Source organism: Priestia endophytica DSM 13796, assembly GCF_900115845.1.
Taxonomy (GTDB): domain Bacteria; phylum Bacillota; class Bacilli; order Bacillales; family Bacillaceae_H; genus Bacillus_I; species Bacillus_I endophytica.
In genome coordinates, this window is record NZ_FOXX01000012.1 from 104,073 (window position 1) to 120,917 (window position 16,845).

18 protein-coding genes are annotated in these 16,845 nt (G+C 37.3%); 10 read left to right on the forward strand and 8 right to left on the reverse strand.

Annotated elements, in window-relative coordinates; genetic code table 11:
- Positions 1–324 precede the first annotated feature (324 nt).
- Positions 325–1,740 carry an NADP-dependent phosphogluconate dehydrogenase gene (gene gndA / locus BM012_RS19550; protein WP_019394738.1) on the forward strand — a complete coding sequence of 472 codons (1,416 nt, stop codon included), beginning with the start codon at positions 325–327 and terminating at the stop codon, positions 1,738–1,740.
- A gap of 34 nt (positions 1,741–1,774) precedes the next feature.
- On the opposite strand, the gene BM012_RS19555 is transcribed toward gndA, so the two are convergent.
- Together BM012_RS19555 and zwf are read right to left on the reverse strand one after the other, a co-directional pair.
- Positions 1,775–2,419: a cyclase family protein gene (locus BM012_RS19555; RefSeq protein WP_061804848.1), complete on the reverse strand. Its 645-nt coding sequence runs from the start codon at positions 2,417–2,419 to the stop codon at positions 1,775–1,777.
- 32 nt (positions 2,420–2,451) lie between these two features.
- Positions 2,452–3,948, reverse strand: coding sequence for a glucose-6-phosphate dehydrogenase (zwf, locus tag BM012_RS19560; protein WP_061804847.1), 1,497 nt, complete (start codon positions 3,946–3,948; stop codon positions 2,452–2,454).
- 276 nt (positions 3,949–4,224) lie between these two features.
- Between zwf and BM012_RS19565 the strand changes: the two genes are divergently transcribed.
- The 3 genes from BM012_RS19565 (at position 4,225) to BM012_RS19575 (ending at position 5,693) form a co-directional block, all read left to right on the forward strand.
- Positions 4,225–4,899 carry a uracil-DNA glycosylase gene (locus BM012_RS19565; protein WP_061804846.1) on the forward strand — a complete coding sequence of 225 codons (675 nt, stop codon included), beginning with the start codon at positions 4,225–4,227 and terminating at the stop codon, positions 4,897–4,899.
- A 74-nt stretch (positions 4,900–4,973) separates the two neighbouring features.
- Complete coding sequence (locus BM012_RS19570) at positions 4,974–5,276, forward strand: YwdI family protein (protein WP_061804845.1); 303 nt, start codon at positions 4,974–4,976, stop codon at positions 5,274–5,276.
- Positions 5,277–5,321: 45 nt separating this feature from the next.
- Positions 5,322–5,693: a DUF423 domain-containing protein gene (locus BM012_RS19575; protein WP_061804844.1), complete on the forward strand. Its 372-nt coding sequence runs from the start codon at positions 5,322–5,324 to the stop codon at positions 5,691–5,693.
- A gap of 31 nt (positions 5,694–5,724) precedes the next feature.
- Here the strand turns inward: BM012_RS19575 and gerQ are convergent, their stop codons facing one another.
- Complete coding sequence (gene gerQ / locus BM012_RS19580; protein ID WP_061804843.1) at positions 5,725–6,303, reverse strand: spore coat protein GerQ; 579 nt, start codon at positions 6,301–6,303, stop codon at positions 5,725–5,727.
- 227 nt (positions 6,304–6,530) lie between these two features.
- Complete coding sequence (hemQ, locus tag BM012_RS19585; RefSeq protein ID WP_061804842.1) at positions 6,531–7,277, reverse strand: hydrogen peroxide-dependent heme synthase; 747 nt, start codon at positions 7,275–7,277, stop codon at positions 6,531–6,533.
- Between the two features lie 330 nt (positions 7,278–7,607).
- Here hemQ and pta point away from each other — a divergent pair, with 330 nt between their 5' ends.
- Positions 7,608–8,579 (forward strand): phosphate acetyltransferase, encoded by a 972-nt coding sequence (gene pta, locus BM012_RS19590; protein WP_061804841.1) that lies wholly within the window; start codon positions 7,608–7,610, stop codon positions 8,577–8,579.
- Positions 8,580–8,619: 40 nt separating this feature from the next.
- Here pta and BM012_RS19595 read toward each other — a convergent pair whose 3' ends face one another.
- Positions 8,620–9,450 carry an octanoyl-[GcvH]:protein N-octanoyltransferase gene (locus BM012_RS19595; protein WP_061804840.1) on the reverse strand — a complete coding sequence of 277 codons (831 nt, stop codon included), beginning with the start codon at positions 9,448–9,450 and terminating at the stop codon, positions 8,620–8,622.
- A 138-nt stretch (positions 9,451–9,588) separates the two neighbouring features.
- A complete protein-coding gene (locus BM012_RS19600) occupies positions 9,589–10,329 on the reverse strand; it encodes an RsfA family transcriptional regulator (RefSeq protein WP_061804839.1) in 741 nt (246 codons plus the stop codon).
- A 243-nt stretch (positions 10,330–10,572) separates the two neighbouring features.
- On the opposite strand from BM012_RS19600, the gene BM012_RS19605 reads away from it, so the two are divergent.
- The 3 genes from BM012_RS19605 to BM012_RS19615 all read left to right on the forward strand — a co-directional run bounded on the left by BM012_RS19605 (position 10,573) and on the right by BM012_RS19615 (position 12,957).
- Positions 10,573–10,797 carry a YuzB family protein gene (locus BM012_RS19605; RefSeq protein ID WP_019394749.1) on the forward strand — a complete coding sequence of 75 codons (225 nt, stop codon included), beginning with the start codon at positions 10,573–10,575 and terminating at the stop codon, positions 10,795–10,797.
- Positions 10,798–10,960: 163 nt separating this feature from the next.
- Positions 10,961–12,277 (forward strand): HD domain-containing protein, encoded by a 1,317-nt coding sequence (locus BM012_RS19610; RefSeq protein WP_061804838.1) that lies wholly within the window; start codon positions 10,961–10,963, stop codon positions 12,275–12,277.
- Positions 12,278–12,441: 164 nt separating this feature from the next.
- Positions 12,442–12,957: a YwgA family protein gene (locus tag BM012_RS19615; RefSeq protein WP_061804837.1), complete on the forward strand. Its 516-nt coding sequence runs from the start codon at positions 12,442–12,444 to the stop codon at positions 12,955–12,957.
- Between the two features lie 28 nt (positions 12,958–12,985).
- On the opposite strand, the gene BM012_RS19620 is transcribed toward BM012_RS19615, so the two are convergent.
- Positions 12,986–13,171, reverse strand: a complete 186-nt coding sequence (locus BM012_RS19620) for a 2-hydroxymuconate tautomerase (RefSeq protein ID WP_061804836.1) — start codon at positions 13,169–13,171, stop codon at positions 12,986–12,988.
- A gap of 161 nt (positions 13,172–13,332) precedes the next feature.
- On the opposite strand from BM012_RS19620, the gene BM012_RS19625 reads away from it, so the two are divergent.
- Positions 13,333–13,986 (forward strand): site-2 protease family protein, encoded by a 654-nt coding sequence (locus BM012_RS19625; protein WP_061804835.1) that lies wholly within the window; start codon positions 13,333–13,335, stop codon positions 13,984–13,986.
- 34 nt (positions 13,987–14,020) lie between these two features.
- Positions 14,021–14,539 (forward strand): YwhD family protein, encoded by a 519-nt coding sequence (locus tag BM012_RS19630; RefSeq protein WP_040060371.1) that lies wholly within the window; start codon positions 14,021–14,023, stop codon positions 14,537–14,539.
- 32 nt (positions 14,540–14,571) lie between these two features.
- On the opposite strand, the gene mtgA is transcribed toward BM012_RS19630, so the two are convergent.
- Positions 14,572–16,599: a monofunctional biosynthetic peptidoglycan transglycosylase gene (gene mtgA, locus BM012_RS19635; RefSeq protein ID WP_235606171.1), complete on the reverse strand. Its 2,028-nt coding sequence runs from the start codon at positions 16,597–16,599 to the stop codon at positions 14,572–14,574.
- Positions 16,600–16,845: the final 246 nt, after the last annotated feature.

Genomic DNA, 16,845 nt, shown 5'->3' on the forward strand with positions numbered 1-16,845 from the left:
GTTCTGTGTAAAGAGAAATCAAAACTATGTTTTTAAGCTCTATTTGTGTTCAAAAAATAAAATAATCTTTCATATAGAGGAAGAAAAGAAGAAATTTTTCTGAAAAATGTGTACAATAGAGGTATCATGGCACATGTTATAATAGGCAATCTTTACAAGCTAGTTTGTCCTGCTTGAAAAGTGAACTTTTATTGTGGTATGTTCAACAAAACGAAAATGTTTTAAAAGCTTCAGGATGGGTGCTTTTAAAATAGCGTTTTGCATATGCAAAATGTGCTAGGGAAAATTCACTCTATATTTTAATTACAGAAGGGAAGAGAAAGTATGTCAAAACAACAAATCGGTGTTATTGGCTTGGCTGTTATGGGTAAAAACCTTGCTCTTAACATTGAAAGTCGCGGGTATTCAGTTTCTGTTTTTAACCGTTCTCCAGAGAAAACAGAAGAGTTTTTAAAAAATGAAGCAGAAGGTAAAAATTTCGTTGGTACATATAGCGTAGAAGAGTTTGTTAACTCTCTTGAAAAGCCACGTAAAATCTTGTTAATGGTTAAAGCAGGACCAGCAACAGATGCAACAATTGAATCATTAAAACCTTATTTAGATAAAGAAGATATTTTAATCGACGGCGGGAATACATTCTTTAAAGATACAATTCGTCGTAATGAAGAGCTTGAAAAAGAAGGCATCCACTTTATTGGAACAGGAGTTTCAGGTGGGGAAGAAGGAGCGCTTAAAGGACCATCTATCATGCCTGGTGGACAAAAAGAAGCGTACGAGCTTGTAGAGCCTATTCTAGAAGCTATTTCAGCAAAAGTTGATGGCGATTCTTGCTGCACATATATTGGACCAAATGGAGCAGGTCACTATGTGAAAATGGTTCACAATGGAATTGAGTATGGCGACATGCAGCTGATTTGTGAAGCATATTTCATTATGAAAAACCTTTTAGGTCTAGAAGCACAAGAGCTTCATGAAGTATTCTCTGAATGGAATAAAGGTGAGCTTGACAGCTACCTTATCGAAATTACTGCTGATATCTTCACAAAAGTTGATGAAGAAACAGGTAAACCACTTGTTGACGTGATTTTAGATACAGCAGGTCAAAAAGGAACAGGAAAATGGACAAGCCAAAGCTCTCTTGACTTAGGTGTACCACTTCCAATCATCACAGAATCTGTATTTTCACGTTTCCTTTCTGCAATGAAGGAAGAGCGTGTGAAAGCAAGTAAAGTACTAAGCGGACCAGAAGCTTCAGCATTTGAAGGCGATAAAGCTGAATTTGTAGAAGCTATCCGTAAGGCTCTTTATATGAGTAAGATTTGTTCATATGCTCAAGGATTCGCGCAAATGCGTTCAGCATCTGAAGAGTATGATTGGAACTTAAGCTACGGAGATATCGCTATGATCTTCCGTGGTGGTTGTATCATTCGTGCACAATTCCTACAAAAAATTAAAGATGCATATGATCGTGAATCAGCTCTAACAAACTTACTTCTTGATCCATATTTCAAAGAGATTGTTGAAGGCTACCAATCAGCGTTACGTGAAGTAATTTCTCTTGCTGTAAAACATGGAATTCCTGTACCAGGATTCTCTAGTGCACTAGCTTACTATGATAGCTACCGCACAGAAACATTACCAGCAAACTTACTTCAAGCACAGCGTGATTATTTCGGTGCACATACGTATCAACGTATTGATAAAGACGGTATTTTCCATACAGAATGGTTAGAAAAATAAACATAAAAAAGACGCTCAAGCTTGAGCGTCTTTTTTATGCAAATTGGACATCGATATCTTCCATTCCTTCAACAAGGAAAACACGGGCAGGAGCTGCTTCAATACCGGTTACTTTAATAGGCGCAGCAATCATCAAGTATTCTCCTTGTGGTACATCTTTTAAAGAGAAGCCTTCCATAATAACGATTTTCTCTTTAAAGAGAGAGCGGTGTGTGCCATGGTCTGGCTGGCTACGTTCAATGCCAAGGCCATCTGTAGCAACACCTTTAATACCTTTGTCAATCAGATACTTTGCACCATCTTCTTTTAAGTAGACAAATTCATGATCAAATTCATTTTTCTCATGAAAAGAATTAGTTGTTTTTAAAACAAGAAAGTCATTTTGTTCAATCTCAAAAGGCTTGAGATGGCGTGCCGTAATTCCATCTTCAACAGTTGTTAAATCAAGGACTTTGCATTTTGTGATAAAACGATCAAGAGGGATTGTTTCAAACGTGTCTCCCTCATTAATCATATGGAGAGGAGAGTCTATATGGGTACCTGTATGGGCATCCATTGTTATTTTCGTTTCTGTTACATGACCGTTCGTACTTGTATTAAAAACTGGCTTTTTTTCTGCTTTATCCTTATAAACCATCATACTTTCATGAATCGACATTGTCACATCATAAAACTTCATTGAGAAACTCCTCTCACTTTCTATGCTAGTAATTAAAAACCTTTGTGTGAGTTAATATCCCACCAGTGGAAACCATTCTCTGCTAAAAGAGCGTCTGCTTCTTTTGGTCCCATCGATCCTGATTCATAGTTTGGGAAGTTTGTTGCTTTTTCATTCGCCCACGCTGCTGAAATATTGTCAACAAATTTCCAAGAAAGGGCCACTTCTTCCCAATGCGTGAAGTTTGTTGCATCTCCATTCATGCAATCATATAAAAGACGCTCATAAGCTTCAGGCGTATTGATTTTGTCTCCGCAGTTATTGCAGTAATCAAGCTCAATTGGTGTAGAAGTTGAAGGATCAGCGCCACTTTCTTTACGTGCATTTAAATGAAGCGTAATACCTTCATCTGGTTGAATATGAATAACAAGTAAGTTTGGATGAATGCTTTTGCCTTTATTCTTATAAAGATTCATTGGTAGATCTTTAAATTGAACAACAATTTTTGTTGATTTTTCTCTCATGCGTTTACCTGTACGAATATAGAATGGCACTCCAGCCCAGCGGAAGTTATCAATCATGAGCTTAGCTGCGACAAATGTTTCTGTATTTGATTGTTCATCAACTGCATTTTCTTCTCGATAGCCTTTTACGTTATCCTCTTCAATAACACCAGCGCCATATTGTCCGCGTACAACATAGTCATTTAAATTCTCCGCAGAAATTTGGCGAAGTCCGCGCAGTACTTTGACTTTTTCACTACGAATTTCTTCTGTTGTTAAATTAATTGGTGGTTCCATCGCAAGTAATGCCACCATTTGCAGCATATGGTTCTGAACCATGTCACGAAGGGCACCAGAAGTTTCGTAATAGCGTCCACGATCTTCAACACCAAGTGTCTCACTCGATGTAATTTGAATATTTGAAATATATTGGTTATTCCACATCGGTTCAAATAAAGCATTAGCAAAACGAATAACCTCAATATTTTGAACCATATCTTTTCCAAGGTAGTGATCAATACGATAGATTTGATCTTCGCTAAAAGCATGACGAATTTGATTATTTAATACTTCAGCTGACTGATAATCATGACCAAAAGGTTTTTCAATAACAAGTCTTGACCATCCATTTGTATTTGTAACACCTTCAGATTTTAAATTTTCTGCAATTGGGCCGAAAAACTCCGGTGCCATTGCTAAATAGAAAATTCGGTTGCCTTCAGTATGATATTGCTCATCAAGGTCTGTTAATAAGCTATTTAACTTCTGATAGGATTCTAGGTCTGTTACATCAAATGGTTGATAATAAAAGTGAGAAGAAAACTCCTCAATGTCTTTGCCATTTAACCCTTTAACAGATTCTTTTACATTGTCACGAAATGTATCATTTGACCATGGTCTTCTTGCCACGCCTACAACAGCAAAGTCTTCAGATATTTTCCCGTTGCGATATAAGCGGTAAATAGAAGGGAATAGCTTGCGTTTTGCTAAATCACCAGTAGCTCCAAAGATTACAATAATTGATTTCGGATTTGAACTCGTTGTCATCGCATCTCTAACCTCACTTTATTTTGAATTACGTATGAAATATGTAATAATTTTAAAAAGAATAGAGTTATAAAAACAGTATTCTTTCATTAATGGCTTGTACCTATTATTCCATGTTTTCTTTTACTTTAAAAGTATTTTGTACTTAATCTTGATAAGACAAAGTAAAGTTTACGTGTAAAAAGATAGAGATATGGTAGCGAAGAGAGCTTAAAGTCAAGATCAATAAGTTATCAGTTGTCTTTATTTTTAAAAAATTTATTAAGAGGTGTTAAAATGACCATTTTAAAAAATGATTGGCAAGAGATATTAGCAGAGGAATTTGAAAAAACTTATTATAAGGAGCTTCGAGAGTTTCTAGTTGAGGAATACAAAACACAAACGATATATCCAGATATGTATGATATCTACAATGCTCTTCACTATACAGCTTATAAAGATACGAAGGTTGTGATATTAGGTCAAGATCCTTATCACGGGCCTGGCCAAGCTCATGGATTAAGCTTCTCTGTTCAACCTGGAGTGAAAACACCACCATCCCTTGTGAATATTTACAAAGAACTAAAGCAGGATGTTGGCTGCTATATTCCAAACAACGGTTACTTAGTAAAATGGGCTGAACAAGGAGTCCTTATGCTAAACACGGTCTTAACGGTAAGAGAAGGAAAGCCAAACTCTCACAAAGGAAAAGGATGGGAGACCTTCACAAACAAGATTATCGAAAAGCTCTCTGAGCGTGAGAAACCAATGGTTTTCTTATTATGGGGAAACAATGCAAGACAGAAAAAAAACCTTATAAAAGATCATCATCTAATTCTAGAAGGACCTCACCCAAGCCCACTTTCTGCAAACAGAGGGTTCTTTGGGAGCCATCATTTCTCAAAAACAAATGAGTTCTTAAAGGAAACAAACCAAGAACCGATTGATTGGCAAATTGAGAATAGAGAATAAGGAAGAGTATAGAGGAGAAAAGAATGTTTTGATACAATAGAGAAGGATAAGCAAACTAAAAATGAGGTGTAACAATGGCCGATATTTCCATACAGCATGTGTTAAATAAATTACAGACAGAAGTAACGGAAGCAAAAGAGAAAAACTCGGCAGGAGAGGGTGGCAAAGTTCGAGATCATTTAATTGCGATAAAAACGCTTTGTGAACTTGCTATAGGTGAACAGTCTTCTTCTCCGTCTATCTCTAAGAAAGTAGAGGCTTCTCCTGTTTCAAGTATCCAAACATTTTCTAATTATCAACAAGGTTCTCCAACAAATCCACCAAACAAAGTGGAAGAGAATGATGGATCTAATGGAGACAGTCTTTTTGACTTTTAAGAACTGCAACAATCAAATACTTTTTACTACATAGGGGCGAGAAAAATGAAGGTATTTTTAATATTGGGAGCTATTAATGCGATGCTTGCTGTTGGATTAGGTGCGTTTGGAGCGCATGGGTTGGAAGGCCGCGTTTCAGAAAAATATCTAGAAGTGTGGAAAACAGGGGTACAGTACCATATGTTCCATGCTTTTGGTCTTTTCGTTGTAGCTTTTCTAGCAAACTTATTTCCACAGTCCAGCTTAATTTCTTCCTCAGGTTGGGTAATGTTAGTTGGGATTATTTTCTTCTCAGGAAGCTTATACATCTTAACATTAAGCGGTATCGGTATCCTTGGAGCCATTACACCAATTGGAGGAGTGGCGTTCATTGTTGCGTGGCTTCTAATCGTAATTGCAGCTGCTAAACTTTTATAAAAAAAACCCTGCTTAAGAAGCAGGGTTTTTTTTAGCGTGAAGAATAATTGCTAAGTGAAGTGGAATTTCCATATGGATATTGGTATTCAATCTCTTCATCAAATGTAACGTAATCAAGATAAACCATAAGAAGAATATAGCGCATCCCTGTACGAGGATCGCTTAGAATAATGTGGTCACGTCCTGCAGCTTCAACTACACCTTTAAATACTTTATCTCTATTATTTTCGAAAGTCATATAAACAGTAGCTACTTTTCCTCTGTTAAGGCGTAATATATTTTCAATATAAGATTCTTGAAGAGGTAGCATACCTGGAACGTTTTGACCTGGTGCACCTTGCATTCCTTGCCCCATTTGGCCTTGTGGCATCATCGGTATCCCCATTCCTTGCCCCATTTGGCCTTGCCCTTGTTGTCCTTGTTGACTTTGTTGCCCCTGTTGACTTTGCCCTCCATTGCTAGACATTTGCCCAGAAGCCTGCCTTATAGAAGGTGGAGCAAAGCCATACTGGTCATAGGGAAATCCATAGTAAGGAGCATAGTATGGTGGATATGCACCATATCCTTGCCCTCCTTGCTCAGGTTGATTCGAAGATTTTGATTTAGCCATTATCCAATTCCTCCTTAAAGAAAATGTATAAGCTTTTAGGTTTCAAGCCTTTCAGAAGGCTTACAAGCCCGAATATATGCTGGTTTTACAGAGCTAAATATCATTCTCTTTAGCCGCTATTTCATTATTATGTAGGCGAGCGGGGGGATATGATGAATTTTAAAGAATGGCAACGAGAAAAAGCTGAAGAAAGGAAGGCCCCTTCTTCAGCTTTTTATGCATATATTTTATACGTGGAAAAATGGAGAAACTCCTTCTTCTGTTAGACGATGCCCAACAAAGAAGCTACCGAACTCTCCGTAACGAGAACTTACTTCATCAAAACGCATTTCATAAATTAACTTTTTAAATTGTAAAACATCATCAGCGAATAGAGTAACTCCCCATTCGTAATCATCAAATCCAACAGAACCTGTGATAATCTGTTTTACTTTTCCAGCATATTGACGGCCAATCATACCGTGGCTATACATTAATTTGCTACGCTCATCCATTTCAAGACGATACCAATTGTCATCACCTTGACGGCGCTTGTCCATTGGATAGAAGCAAATATAATCTGTTTGAGGAAGGATAGGATATAGACGAGAACGAATATGTGGGTTCTCATAAGGATCTTCTCCTTCTTTAGCCATATATGAACCAAGTTCAACAACTGAAACGTAAGAATATGTTGGAATTAGAAACTCAGCTAATTTCGTTTTATTAAACTCTGTTTCAATATCATTTAGTTCAGCCATTGTAGGGCGAAGGAACATAAACATAATGTCTGCTTTTTGCCCGATTACTTTGTATACAACGTGGCTTCCTTGCTCTGCTTTTTGTACGTTGTTCCATTTTTCCATGAGGCCCTGAAATTCATGAAGAGCTGCTTGACGTTCGTCGCTCGTTAGCATCTTCCAAGCTGCCCAGTCCATTGCGCGTAAGTCATGAAGACTATACCAACCATCTAGTGTTTGAGCTGGTTCTACCATAATGTTCTCACTCCTATATATGGGTTTTTAGCATCTATTCCAACTATAGCACAGTCTAACCGATATTTCTGAATTGAACACCTATAAATTCGGTGAATATTTTGTGAAATGAGGGTTAAAAAAAGGAAACAGGGGGAAACATACAAGCATTCAGATTGGTCTATGATAATAAGGAGAAACGTTAATTTTGAATATTCAAAATTTAAACAACTTTACTAATTCGACATTGTTTTGTCAGATTCCTTTGCATTTAACTTTAAAAGAGCTATCCTAGTAAAAGAGGGAATGTTACATAAATAAAAATGATTTCTATTAAAGGAGGACGTTAGTGTGAGTGATTTATTCTCATCATTAAAAGACAAAGTAAAAGGTCAAAATATTCGTATCGTATTTCCAGAAGGGCTAGATGAGCGTGTACTAGGAGCGGTAAGCCGTCTTGCTGCAGATGGTCTTGTAACTCCAATTGTGATTGGAAGCCAAGAAGAGGTTGCAAAGAAAGCAGGCGAGATCAACGCATCTTTAGAAGGAGTAACAGTCTATGATCCTCAAAACTATGAAGGATTTGAAGAAATGGTTGCTTCATTCGTAGAGCGTCGTAATGGAAAAGCAACAGAAGAAGATGCACGTAAAATTCTTCTAGATGAAAACTACTTTGGGACAATGCTTGTTCATATGGACAAAGCAGATGGTCTTGTAAGCGGTGCTGCGCACTCAACAGCAGATACAGTTCGTCCAGCGCTTCAAATCATCAAAACAAAACAAGGTGTGAAAAAGACATCTGGCGTATTTATCATGGTTCGTGGTGAAGAGCGCTACGTATTTGCTGACTGCGCAATCAACATTGCTCCAGACAGCCAAGATTTAGCTGAGATTGCAATCGAAAGTGCAAACACTGCAGACATGTTTGGTATTGCACCACAAGTAGCAATGTTAAGCTTCTCAACGAAAGGATCAGCAAAATCTCCTGAAACAGAGAAAGTAGCAGATGCTGTAACAATTGCGAAAGAAAAAAATCCAACACTTGTGCTAGATGGAGAATTCCAATTTGATGCTGCTTTCGTTCCAGAAGTAGCGGCGAAAAAAGCTCCAGATTCTGTTTTAAAAGGTGATGCAAATGTATTTGTATTCCCAAGTCTTGAAGCAGGAAACATCGGGTACAAAATTGCTCAACGTTTAGGTAACTTTGAAGCTGTTGGACCAATTCTTCAAGGGTTAAATAAACCAGTAAACGATCTTTCACGCGGATGCAGTGAAGAAGATGTATACAAATTAGCTATTATTACTTCAGCTCAAGCACTGTAGTAAAAGCAAAGAAGCTCCTTTTCATAAAGGAGCTTCTTTTTTATTGAAATGCTTTTTCGTTACGATCATAAATACGCTGTAGATTTTGTTGGAACAGAGACTGTTCTTCTTCTGAAAGTTCCCTTGTTGTTAGTGTGCCACCGAGAGATTTCAACGTACTTAGAACTTTATACATTACATCGTTCACTGTCATTTTTTCTCCCAATAATTCTGTAAGAGAAGCCATTGTTTCTGGTTTAATCGTTGGATACGTAAATTTGGTTTCTTCTTTTTTCAGCGCTCTGTCGTAAAACTGCTGAATAAGTTTGGCACGCTCTGAACCACTTCCATCAACGCAAAGATAGATTTGAACAGCAATTCCTTTTCGAATCCGACGCTGTGAAATTCCTGCAAACTTTTTTCCGTTAATGCTTAGATCATAGCTGCCAGGGCAGTATGAGCCAACAATTTCTTTTGCATCAATCTCAACGTTATAATCTTTAAAAATATATTTAATAAGTTCCCACATTGCATCATATCCACGATCAATATCAATTTTTGCTTCTGGGAAAAGGAGAGAGATGTTTAGTACTTCTTCATCTAACACGACCGCAAGGCCACCAGAATTACGGACAATGGTTTTGAACCCTTGGTCATGGAGATAAGAAAGTCCATCTTTCAAATGTGGCAGGCGTGTATCTTGAATACCAAGAACGATTGTTTGATGATGAACCCATGATCTCATTGTAGGTGGGGATGAGAATGAACCAACAACTGTGCAAAGCATGTCGTCCATCGCAAACGATTGGCGAGCATCAAAAGCAGGACCTAAACTTGTCTGATCAATAATACGCCATGTTGGCTGTGATAATAACTCTACGGCTTGATTCATAATATGTACTCCTTTAACTAGCTTTAACATCGTTATTATAGCACAGTTTTATTCGCTTCTTTCTCAAACCAAAAAGAGAATGAACGTCTTTGAAATAAGATACGTTCACTCTCCTTGGGAATATGATAAAGAGATTCATTATTCAGCCATTTTCTCAAGATTACCATTGCGATCCATTTTAAATTTTGTAGCTTGACGGTCATCATCTTCAAAAAGAACAAACTGACGAGCACGATTCATAATTTTCATTAATGTTTCGTAGTCTTCTTGAATAGTAGTTGTATCTTGTTCAAGCTTTGCAACTTTTGATTTTAGCATAAGATTTTCTTGTGTAAGCTGCTCGTTTTCACGTTTTAAGCGCTCATTTTCTGCTCGGTAAGCTTGTGAGTTGCTTTGGCGACCTTCTAGGTTTCTCAAAAATTGGATAACTTCATGAATCTCGCTACCTTCCTCACGAGGAGAACTGATAGGGTGCTGAACATTTTTAGTTTCCATTTCTCTTTCCACTTCATGCAGCTGATCTTCTTGTTCATATGGCATTAACTCATATTCTTGGTAAGTATCAGTAGATACTGTTTCACTAATATCTTCCAATGTTGGTACAGGCGGGTTATAAAGTAATCTCTTTTTACCCTGTTCTTGTCCAAGAACACGCTGGCGCTGTTTGCGCTGTTTTTTAGCTAGTGATAGAGCTTTCTCATAACGATGACGTACAACGGCATTCCAGCGGAAACCACACGCTGCTGATGTACGATTTAATTCATCTCCTACTTCTTCAAAAGCATTCAACTGTGTACTTCCTTCGCGAACATGACGAAGCACTGTTTCTGCTAGCAATAAATCATTTTCTTCTGTCCATGCATCTTGACGCTCTTTCATTGTAAAACCAACTCCCTTAGTTTCTTTCTTTTATTTGCTGTAAGAATTATGTTGTTAGTTATATGTTTGACAGAAAGAATGTACTTTATACCAAACTTGCAGAAAGATAATAGGATTTTTATAGGAGTAGAGAAGGGATTTTTCCGACATTTGTTAAGCATAAGTAGGACTTGCAATAGGCTATATTTAGCGGTAAAATACCCTTTAGGTTTAATGGTATGGGGAAGAAGGGAAGGTATAACAATGGCAAATGAATTTCGCATTTGTGATGATTGCCAAGCAACAGATATAAAAACGTTAGTACCAAAGCTTAAAAAAGTAGATCCTAATGCAGAGATTAAAATAGGGTGCCAGTCTTACTGCGGCCCAGGTCGAAAGAAATCTTTTGCATTTGTAAATAATCGTCCTGTTGCAGCTTTGAGTGAAGATGAGCTGATTCATAAAGTTGAAAAGAAGATGAAGAAATAAAAATCGCCTTTGTTTGTTTCACAAGGGTGATTTTTCACGTTTAGGTTCATTCTTTTTCCTCTCTCATCTTAAAATCGAAAGTTTTAGAGTCAATATAGGAATTAACAACCTTTTGTCGAATGGGATTAACATAACAGAAGCTTAAAAATAGAGAGGTAACTAGATGACGACATATCCAAGTGGAAAACTAAGTGAAGAAAAAGTATTTAAAGATCCAGTTCATCGTTATGTTCATGTTCGAGATAAACTGATCTGGGATTTAATTGGTACGGCAGAGTTTCAGCGACTTCGGCGGATTCGCCAGCTTGGAACTACTTATATGACGTTTCACGGAGCCGAGCACAGCCGTTTTAATCACTCTCTAGGAGTATATGAAATTATTCGCCGAATTGTAGATGATGTTTTTCAAGACAGGGAAGAGTGGGATAACAATGAACGCCTAGTAAGTCTTTGTGCTGCTCTTTTGCACGATTTAGGTCATGGTCCTTTCTCACATTCTTTTGAAAAAGTTTTTCATCTCGATCATGAGGATTTTACTCAAGCAATTATTCTAGGAGATACAGAAGTTAACGCGGTTCTACGCCGAATGGGAAATAGATTCCCAAAAGATGTAGCAGAGGTAATTGCTAAGACATATCGAAATAAACTTGTTGTTAGTTTAATTTCAAGCCAAATTGATGCAGACCGGATGGATTATTTGCAGCGTGATGCCTATTTTACAGGAGTTAGTTATGGTCACTTTGATATGGAACGAATCCTTCGTGTTATGCGTCCAAGGGAAGATCAGGTTGTTATTAAACATAGTGGAATGCATGCCGTCGAGGACTATATTATGAGCCGTTATCAAATGTATTGGCAAATCTATTTCCACCCTGTAACAAGAAGTGCTGAAGTAATTTTAACGAAAATTCTCCACCGAGCTAAACATTTACATGAAAAGAATTATGAATTCAAGCAGCCTCCACGTCACTTTTATTCTATTTTTGAAGGAAAAGTCACTGTTGAGGATTATGTAAAGTTAGATGAATCCATTATTATGTTTTATTTTCAAACATGGCAAGAAGAAGAAGATGCTATTTTGTCAGATCTTTGCCGTCGTTTTCTTAACCGCAACTTATTCAAATACATTGAATTCAATCCAAATTCACAGGTGAAGATGAAGATGTGGATGGAACTGACACAGCTTTTCAAAAAAGCAGGGATAGATCCAGATTATTATTTAGTGATTGATTCATCCAGTGATCTTCCATATGATTTTTACCGTCCAGGTGAAGAAGAAGAGCGTCTACCAATCCATTTATTAATGCCAAGTGGGGAATTACGTGAGCTTTCTCGTCAGTCTGAAATTGTTGAAGCTATTTCGGGGAAGAAGAGAACAGACCATAAGCTCTATTTCCCTCAGGATGCAATTGACCAACTATCCTCAAAACGAAAAGTCAAGGAGCAAATTCGTAAGCTCTTGTTTGAAGAAATGAGATAAAAGGGCAAAATCTTAAGTTTTACATTACATTTCTAAGATTTTGCTAGGGTGACGAGCAAAAATGAACGTGATACTCTATTAAATAGACTAAAAATAGAGAGCGTTAAAGCTACGAGAGACAAGCTTCCAGTGAAATTTTTTGAAGTATAGGAGTTGAAGGGGCCTTGTTGAAGGATCATGCTAAAATTATTAAAGTGTTTTTATCTGCAGGAGAAATTATTGGGCGAAAAAAGCTGCAGAAAATGATTTTTATTGCAAAGAAGCTAGACTATCCGTTTTATGAGAAATACAACTTTCATTTTTTTGGACCATATTCAGAAGAATTGACACTTCGAGTTGAAGAGCTTTGTAATTTAGGATTTTTGACAGAAGTAAAAGAGAATAAAGGTGGTTATATGCAGTATCGCTATGAGCTAACTCAAGAGGGGGAGATATTCCTAGAGCATCACCAGGATTTAGATTTTCCTTTCTTGAATGATTGTGTGAAAAGCATGAATGAACAAAGCTCAAGGTTTCTTGAACTTGTCTCAACCGTTCTATACTTTGAAACGTTACCACCTGAAGAAGTAGCGGAAAAAGTATTCACATTAAAAAGTAAACAGCGTTATACACAAGAAGAAGTCAATGATGCATATAGCTACATTTCGTCTCTTCGTGAGACGATTCATTCTCCACTATAAAAGAGGCTCTCGAATAGAGCCTCTTTTTTTATTGATCACTTATACGCTTTCCTGCAACACCATAGTTGTTTTTACTCATTTCTTCAATAATAACGGCTACTTTCTCTTTAGAAGCACCTGTTGTTTCTACAACAGCCTCCGTTACTTTTTCAACAAGAGCACGTTTTTGGTCATCTGTGCGACCTTCTAACATTTTTACTGTTACATATGGCATATTAGTTCCTCCTTAAAATAGATATCCTTCTTTAGTGTAGCTCTTTCTTTTATAATTAGAAAGAAAAATCATACCTTCCATTTGCATGAAGAGGAGACTCTAATATAGTATACTAAGGGCAAGAAGTTGAAATTTTAAATATGGTGTAGAGGAGAAATGATGTGGAACAGTTTTTAGCATTTCCATTACAACAAATGCCTTTTGTTGTAATCACTCTTATTATAGCTTTTACAATTCATGAGTTCTCGCATGCCTTTGTAGCCAATCTATTTGGTGATCCAACAGCGAAGAATGAAGGAAGATTAACGCTATCACCCATTTCCCATCTAGATCCATTCGGGACACTTCTGCTTATTATTGCAGGGTTTGGATGGGCGAGGCCTGTTCCTGTTAACCCTCGGAACTTTAAGCGTCCGAGACTCGCGGGTGTTCTTGTATCTATTGCAGGACCGCTAAGCAATCTTATATTAGCTTTTATTGGGACACTGTGCTTTTATGTTCTTATTTATGCACAAGTGGCTCCAAACAATGTGTACCTTTATCAGTTCTTTAACCTATTTATTATGATTAATATTCTTCTTTTCATCTTTAATTTATTGCCTTTTCCTCCCCTTGATGGGTATAGAATATTAGAAGATTTAGCACCAACAAATATTCGGATAAAGATGAAACAGTATGAATCATACGGAATTTTGTTATTTCTAATCATTGTAATTACACCCCTTGATCAATATGTAATCTCACCAATCTATAATCAGGGGATACCGAGTGTAATGGGGTTATTTGAACGTATATTAGGTCCGTTCTTTCTTTAGGAAATGTAATTAAGCAAGCTAGGAGGAGTTTTTTATGGATCAACAACCGAAAAAGAAAAAAGCAGCATTTAATATCATTAAAAGTGACCCAACAGATGGTCATGGAGGATTTGGTGTTGGGGCTCTTAGTTTAGATAATGTTTCACCTGTTTTCATTGACTTGGAAGATGAAGAGGTTTTTGTAGACATCGGTGCAATGCATGCTCGTAGTGTCGTTGAAAAAGGAATTAAGTTTTTACCAAATCGTGAAGAAGTGCCAGCAGGAGATAAGTTTTATTGGCTTGTTTGGGTAACGATTGGAAGAAAACCAGAGTCTCCTTATTATGCAGGAGTAACAGCTTGTGAGATGACGGTTAACCGTGAAGCACGTCGTGGATATAAATCTCTTCCAGAACATGTGAATCGTATGGACAAATCAATGAAACACCATATTATTGTCGATCATATGGACGAAAAATCAAAACACTTACTGCGTGAATTTTTAAAAGGGCATAATGAAGCACTTTGGAATGCTTCAGAACCAGAACTGAAAAAAGCGCTGCTAGAAGCATAAAAAAGACGTGGAGCCTAAGCTCCACGTCTTTTTTATGCCCAAGGAAGGACTTTCTGCCAAAATCCATCTTCCTCTTTCTTTTCTTTTTTCTCTTGTTTCTTCTCTTCGGTATGTTCCATATGTTCATCACAGTACTCCGTTGGCTCTGTGCCTTTAACATAATAAGTAAGCCTCGTATTTGGACAGTCTTTAGTAGCAAGCTTCCCATTGTCTGGATTCACAAGAACGCCTACAACTCCTTTAGATGGTGAAAAGGCTTGAACTGTTTTTCCTTTATGGGCTTCTTCCATAAACGAAACCCATATGTTCTTGGCATAGCTTCTTTCTGTCACTTTGTCCATTGTTTGGTCTTTGTCATAGCCAGTCCATACACCTGCTACAAGGCTTGGAGAAAATCCAATCATCCAGCTATCTGTTTGTGTTGTTCCGGATTTCCCGCCATAAATGTGCGTTGTTTTTTCGTTAATGGAATTCCCTGTCACAGTCGTATAATCATTTAAACGTTCATCAAACATACCTGTCATAAGATGTGTGGTCACATATGCAGCATCTTCATCAAGCACTTGTTTGTGCTCTTTTGGTGCTTCATAAAGTACTTTTCCATCATAAGATTCCACTTTAGTTACAAAGGTTGGTTCAATTTCACGCCCTCCATTTTCAATCATTCCATATGCATTTACCATCTCACTTAGACGAACAGGAGAGGTGCCAAGGGCGAGGGAAGGAACAGGTTTAATGTTGCTTTTAATGCCCATTTCCCTAGAAGTTTGAACAAGCTGATCCGCTCCGATATACTGCATTGTCTTTACCGCATAAATGTTATCAGAAAGAGCGATGGCTTGTGAAAGTGTAATATTATCATTTGCATAGTAATCATGGTAATTGCTTGGTTTGTATTTACTTTCTTTTTTTCCTTTTCCAAATGTAAAAACGGTCGGCTCACTTTTAAATAATGTAGAAGGAGTGAGTCCATGTTCAATAGCTGCATAATAGAGCGGTACTTTCATAGTTGAGCCAGGCTGTCTCACTGCTTGAGTTGCACGGTTAAAAGGGCTTTCTTCATAATCTTTTCCACCAATTAATGCTTTTACAGCACCTGTTTTAGGATCCATAGCCATAAATCCTGTTTGAATGGAAGAGTCAGGATCAATTGTTTTTTCCACTTTCTTCTCAGCTAGCTTTTGAAGCTTTGGATTTAAAGTAGTATAAATTCGAAGCCCATGAAGTTCACGGTCATTTGTTAAATGAAGCTTTTCCTTTACTTGTTTTTTTACTTCATCAACAAAATAAGGAGCAATATCTTGCTTTTCTTCCTCCTTTATTTCATGAAAGGAAAGCTTAGCAGCAAAAGCCTTCTTCTCTTCTTCTTGTGTAATAAAACCTTCTTTTTGCATAGCGGCTAAGATAATTTCCTGTCTTTCTTTGGCATTCTCTAGGTTATTGAAAGGCGAGTAGTAGCTTGGTCCCTTTGGGATTCCTGCAAGAATAGAAGCTTCACTACGCGTGAGTTTTGAAGCATTCTTATTAAAATAGTATCGAGAAGCTGCTTCTATACCATATACCCCATGTCCGTAGTAGATCGTGTTTAAATATCCTTCTAAAATGCGGTCTTTGTCATAGTTCGTTTCTAACCGGACTGTATACCATGCTTCCCGCAATTTCCGAATCCATGTTTTATCATGCTCAAGAAACAAATTACGCGCATATTGCTGTGTAATAGTACTTGCCCCCTGAACTTTTGCCATTGCTTTTAAGTCGGCAACAGCAGCACCTGCAATCCGTTTAGGGTCAAATCCATGATGATTATAAAAATTCTGATCTTCAACAGATATAGTTGCTTGAATAACATGAGGAGAAATGTTTTCAATTGGAACCCAATATCTTTTTTGGCCATGATGCATTTCTTCTAATAGAGATTTATCAGCATTATAAAGAATAGTCGTTTGAGGTACAGATAGAGGAGGAGCTCCTTGAATTTTTGCTATCATCCACATTACGCCGAGAGAGATACAAAATAAGATTAATAGGATAATGCTTAAGGCAATAGCTCGACGCCCCATTTTTTTAAGCTTCTGCTGGTACTTGCTTGCATTTAGCTCCAAAGTATTCACCTCCGTTTTCTTCATACATAAACCAGTATTGAAAAAAAAGCGGAGTTTTAAACATCAAGATAGCCTTGAATTTTAGAAGAATTTTCATAGAATAAGATCATGCAAAAAACGCTTGCTTTTTTACGAGATTAATCTATACTAAGGTGGGAAACTTGCGAGTATGCCTTAACATAAGGTCAACAAGCTCCTTATCTG

Excerpts from the sequence above, each read along its gene's own strand:
- gndA (WP_019394738.1), top strand. The coding sequence starts at position 325 with ATGTCAAAACAACAAATCGGTGTTATTGGCTTGGCTGTTATGGGTAAA.
- BM012_RS19555 (WP_061804848.1), bottom strand. The coding sequence starts at position 2,419 with ATGAAGTTTTATGATGTGACAATGTCGATTCATGAAAGTATGATGGTT.
- zwf (WP_061804847.1), bottom strand. The coding sequence starts at position 3,948 with ATGACAACGAGTTCAAATCCGAAATCAATTATTGTAATCTTTGGAGCT.
- BM012_RS19565 (WP_061804846.1), top strand. The coding sequence starts at position 4,225 with ATGACCATTTTAAAAAATGATTGGCAAGAGATATTAGCAGAGGAATTT.
- BM012_RS19570 (WP_061804845.1), top strand. The coding sequence starts at position 4,974 with ATGGCCGATATTTCCATACAGCATGTGTTAAATAAATTACAGACAGAA.
- BM012_RS19575 (WP_061804844.1), top strand. The coding sequence starts at position 5,322 with ATGAAGGTATTTTTAATATTGGGAGCTATTAATGCGATGCTTGCTGTT.
- gerQ (WP_061804843.1), bottom strand. The coding sequence starts at position 6,303 with ATGGCTAAATCAAAATCTTCGAATCAACCTGAGCAAGGAGGGCAAGGA.
- hemQ (WP_061804842.1), bottom strand. The coding sequence starts at position 7,277 with ATGGTAGAACCAGCTCAAACACTAGATGGTTGGTATAGTCTTCATGAC.
- BM012_RS19595 (WP_061804840.1), bottom strand. The coding sequence starts at position 9,450 with ATGAATCAAGCCGTAGAGTTATTATCACAGCCAACATGGCGTATTATT.
- BM012_RS19600 (WP_061804839.1), bottom strand. The coding sequence starts at position 10,329 with ATGAAAGAGCGTCAAGATGCATGGACAGAAGAAAATGATTTATTGCTA.
- BM012_RS19605 (WP_019394749.1), top strand. The coding sequence starts at position 10,573 with ATGGCAAATGAATTTCGCATTTGTGATGATTGCCAAGCAACAGATATA.
- BM012_RS19610 (WP_061804838.1), top strand. The coding sequence starts at position 10,961 with ATGACGACATATCCAAGTGGAAAACTAAGTGAAGAAAAAGTATTTAAA.
- BM012_RS19620 (WP_061804836.1), bottom strand. The coding sequence starts at position 13,171 with ATGCCATATGTAACAGTAAAAATGTTAGAAGGTCGCACAGATGACCAA.
- BM012_RS19630 (WP_040060371.1), top strand. The coding sequence starts at position 14,021 with ATGGATCAACAACCGAAAAAGAAAAAAGCAGCATTTAATATCATTAAA.
- mtgA (WP_235606171.1), bottom strand. The coding sequence starts at position 16,599 with ATGGGGCGTCGAGCTATTGCCTTAAGCATTATCCTATTAATCTTATTT.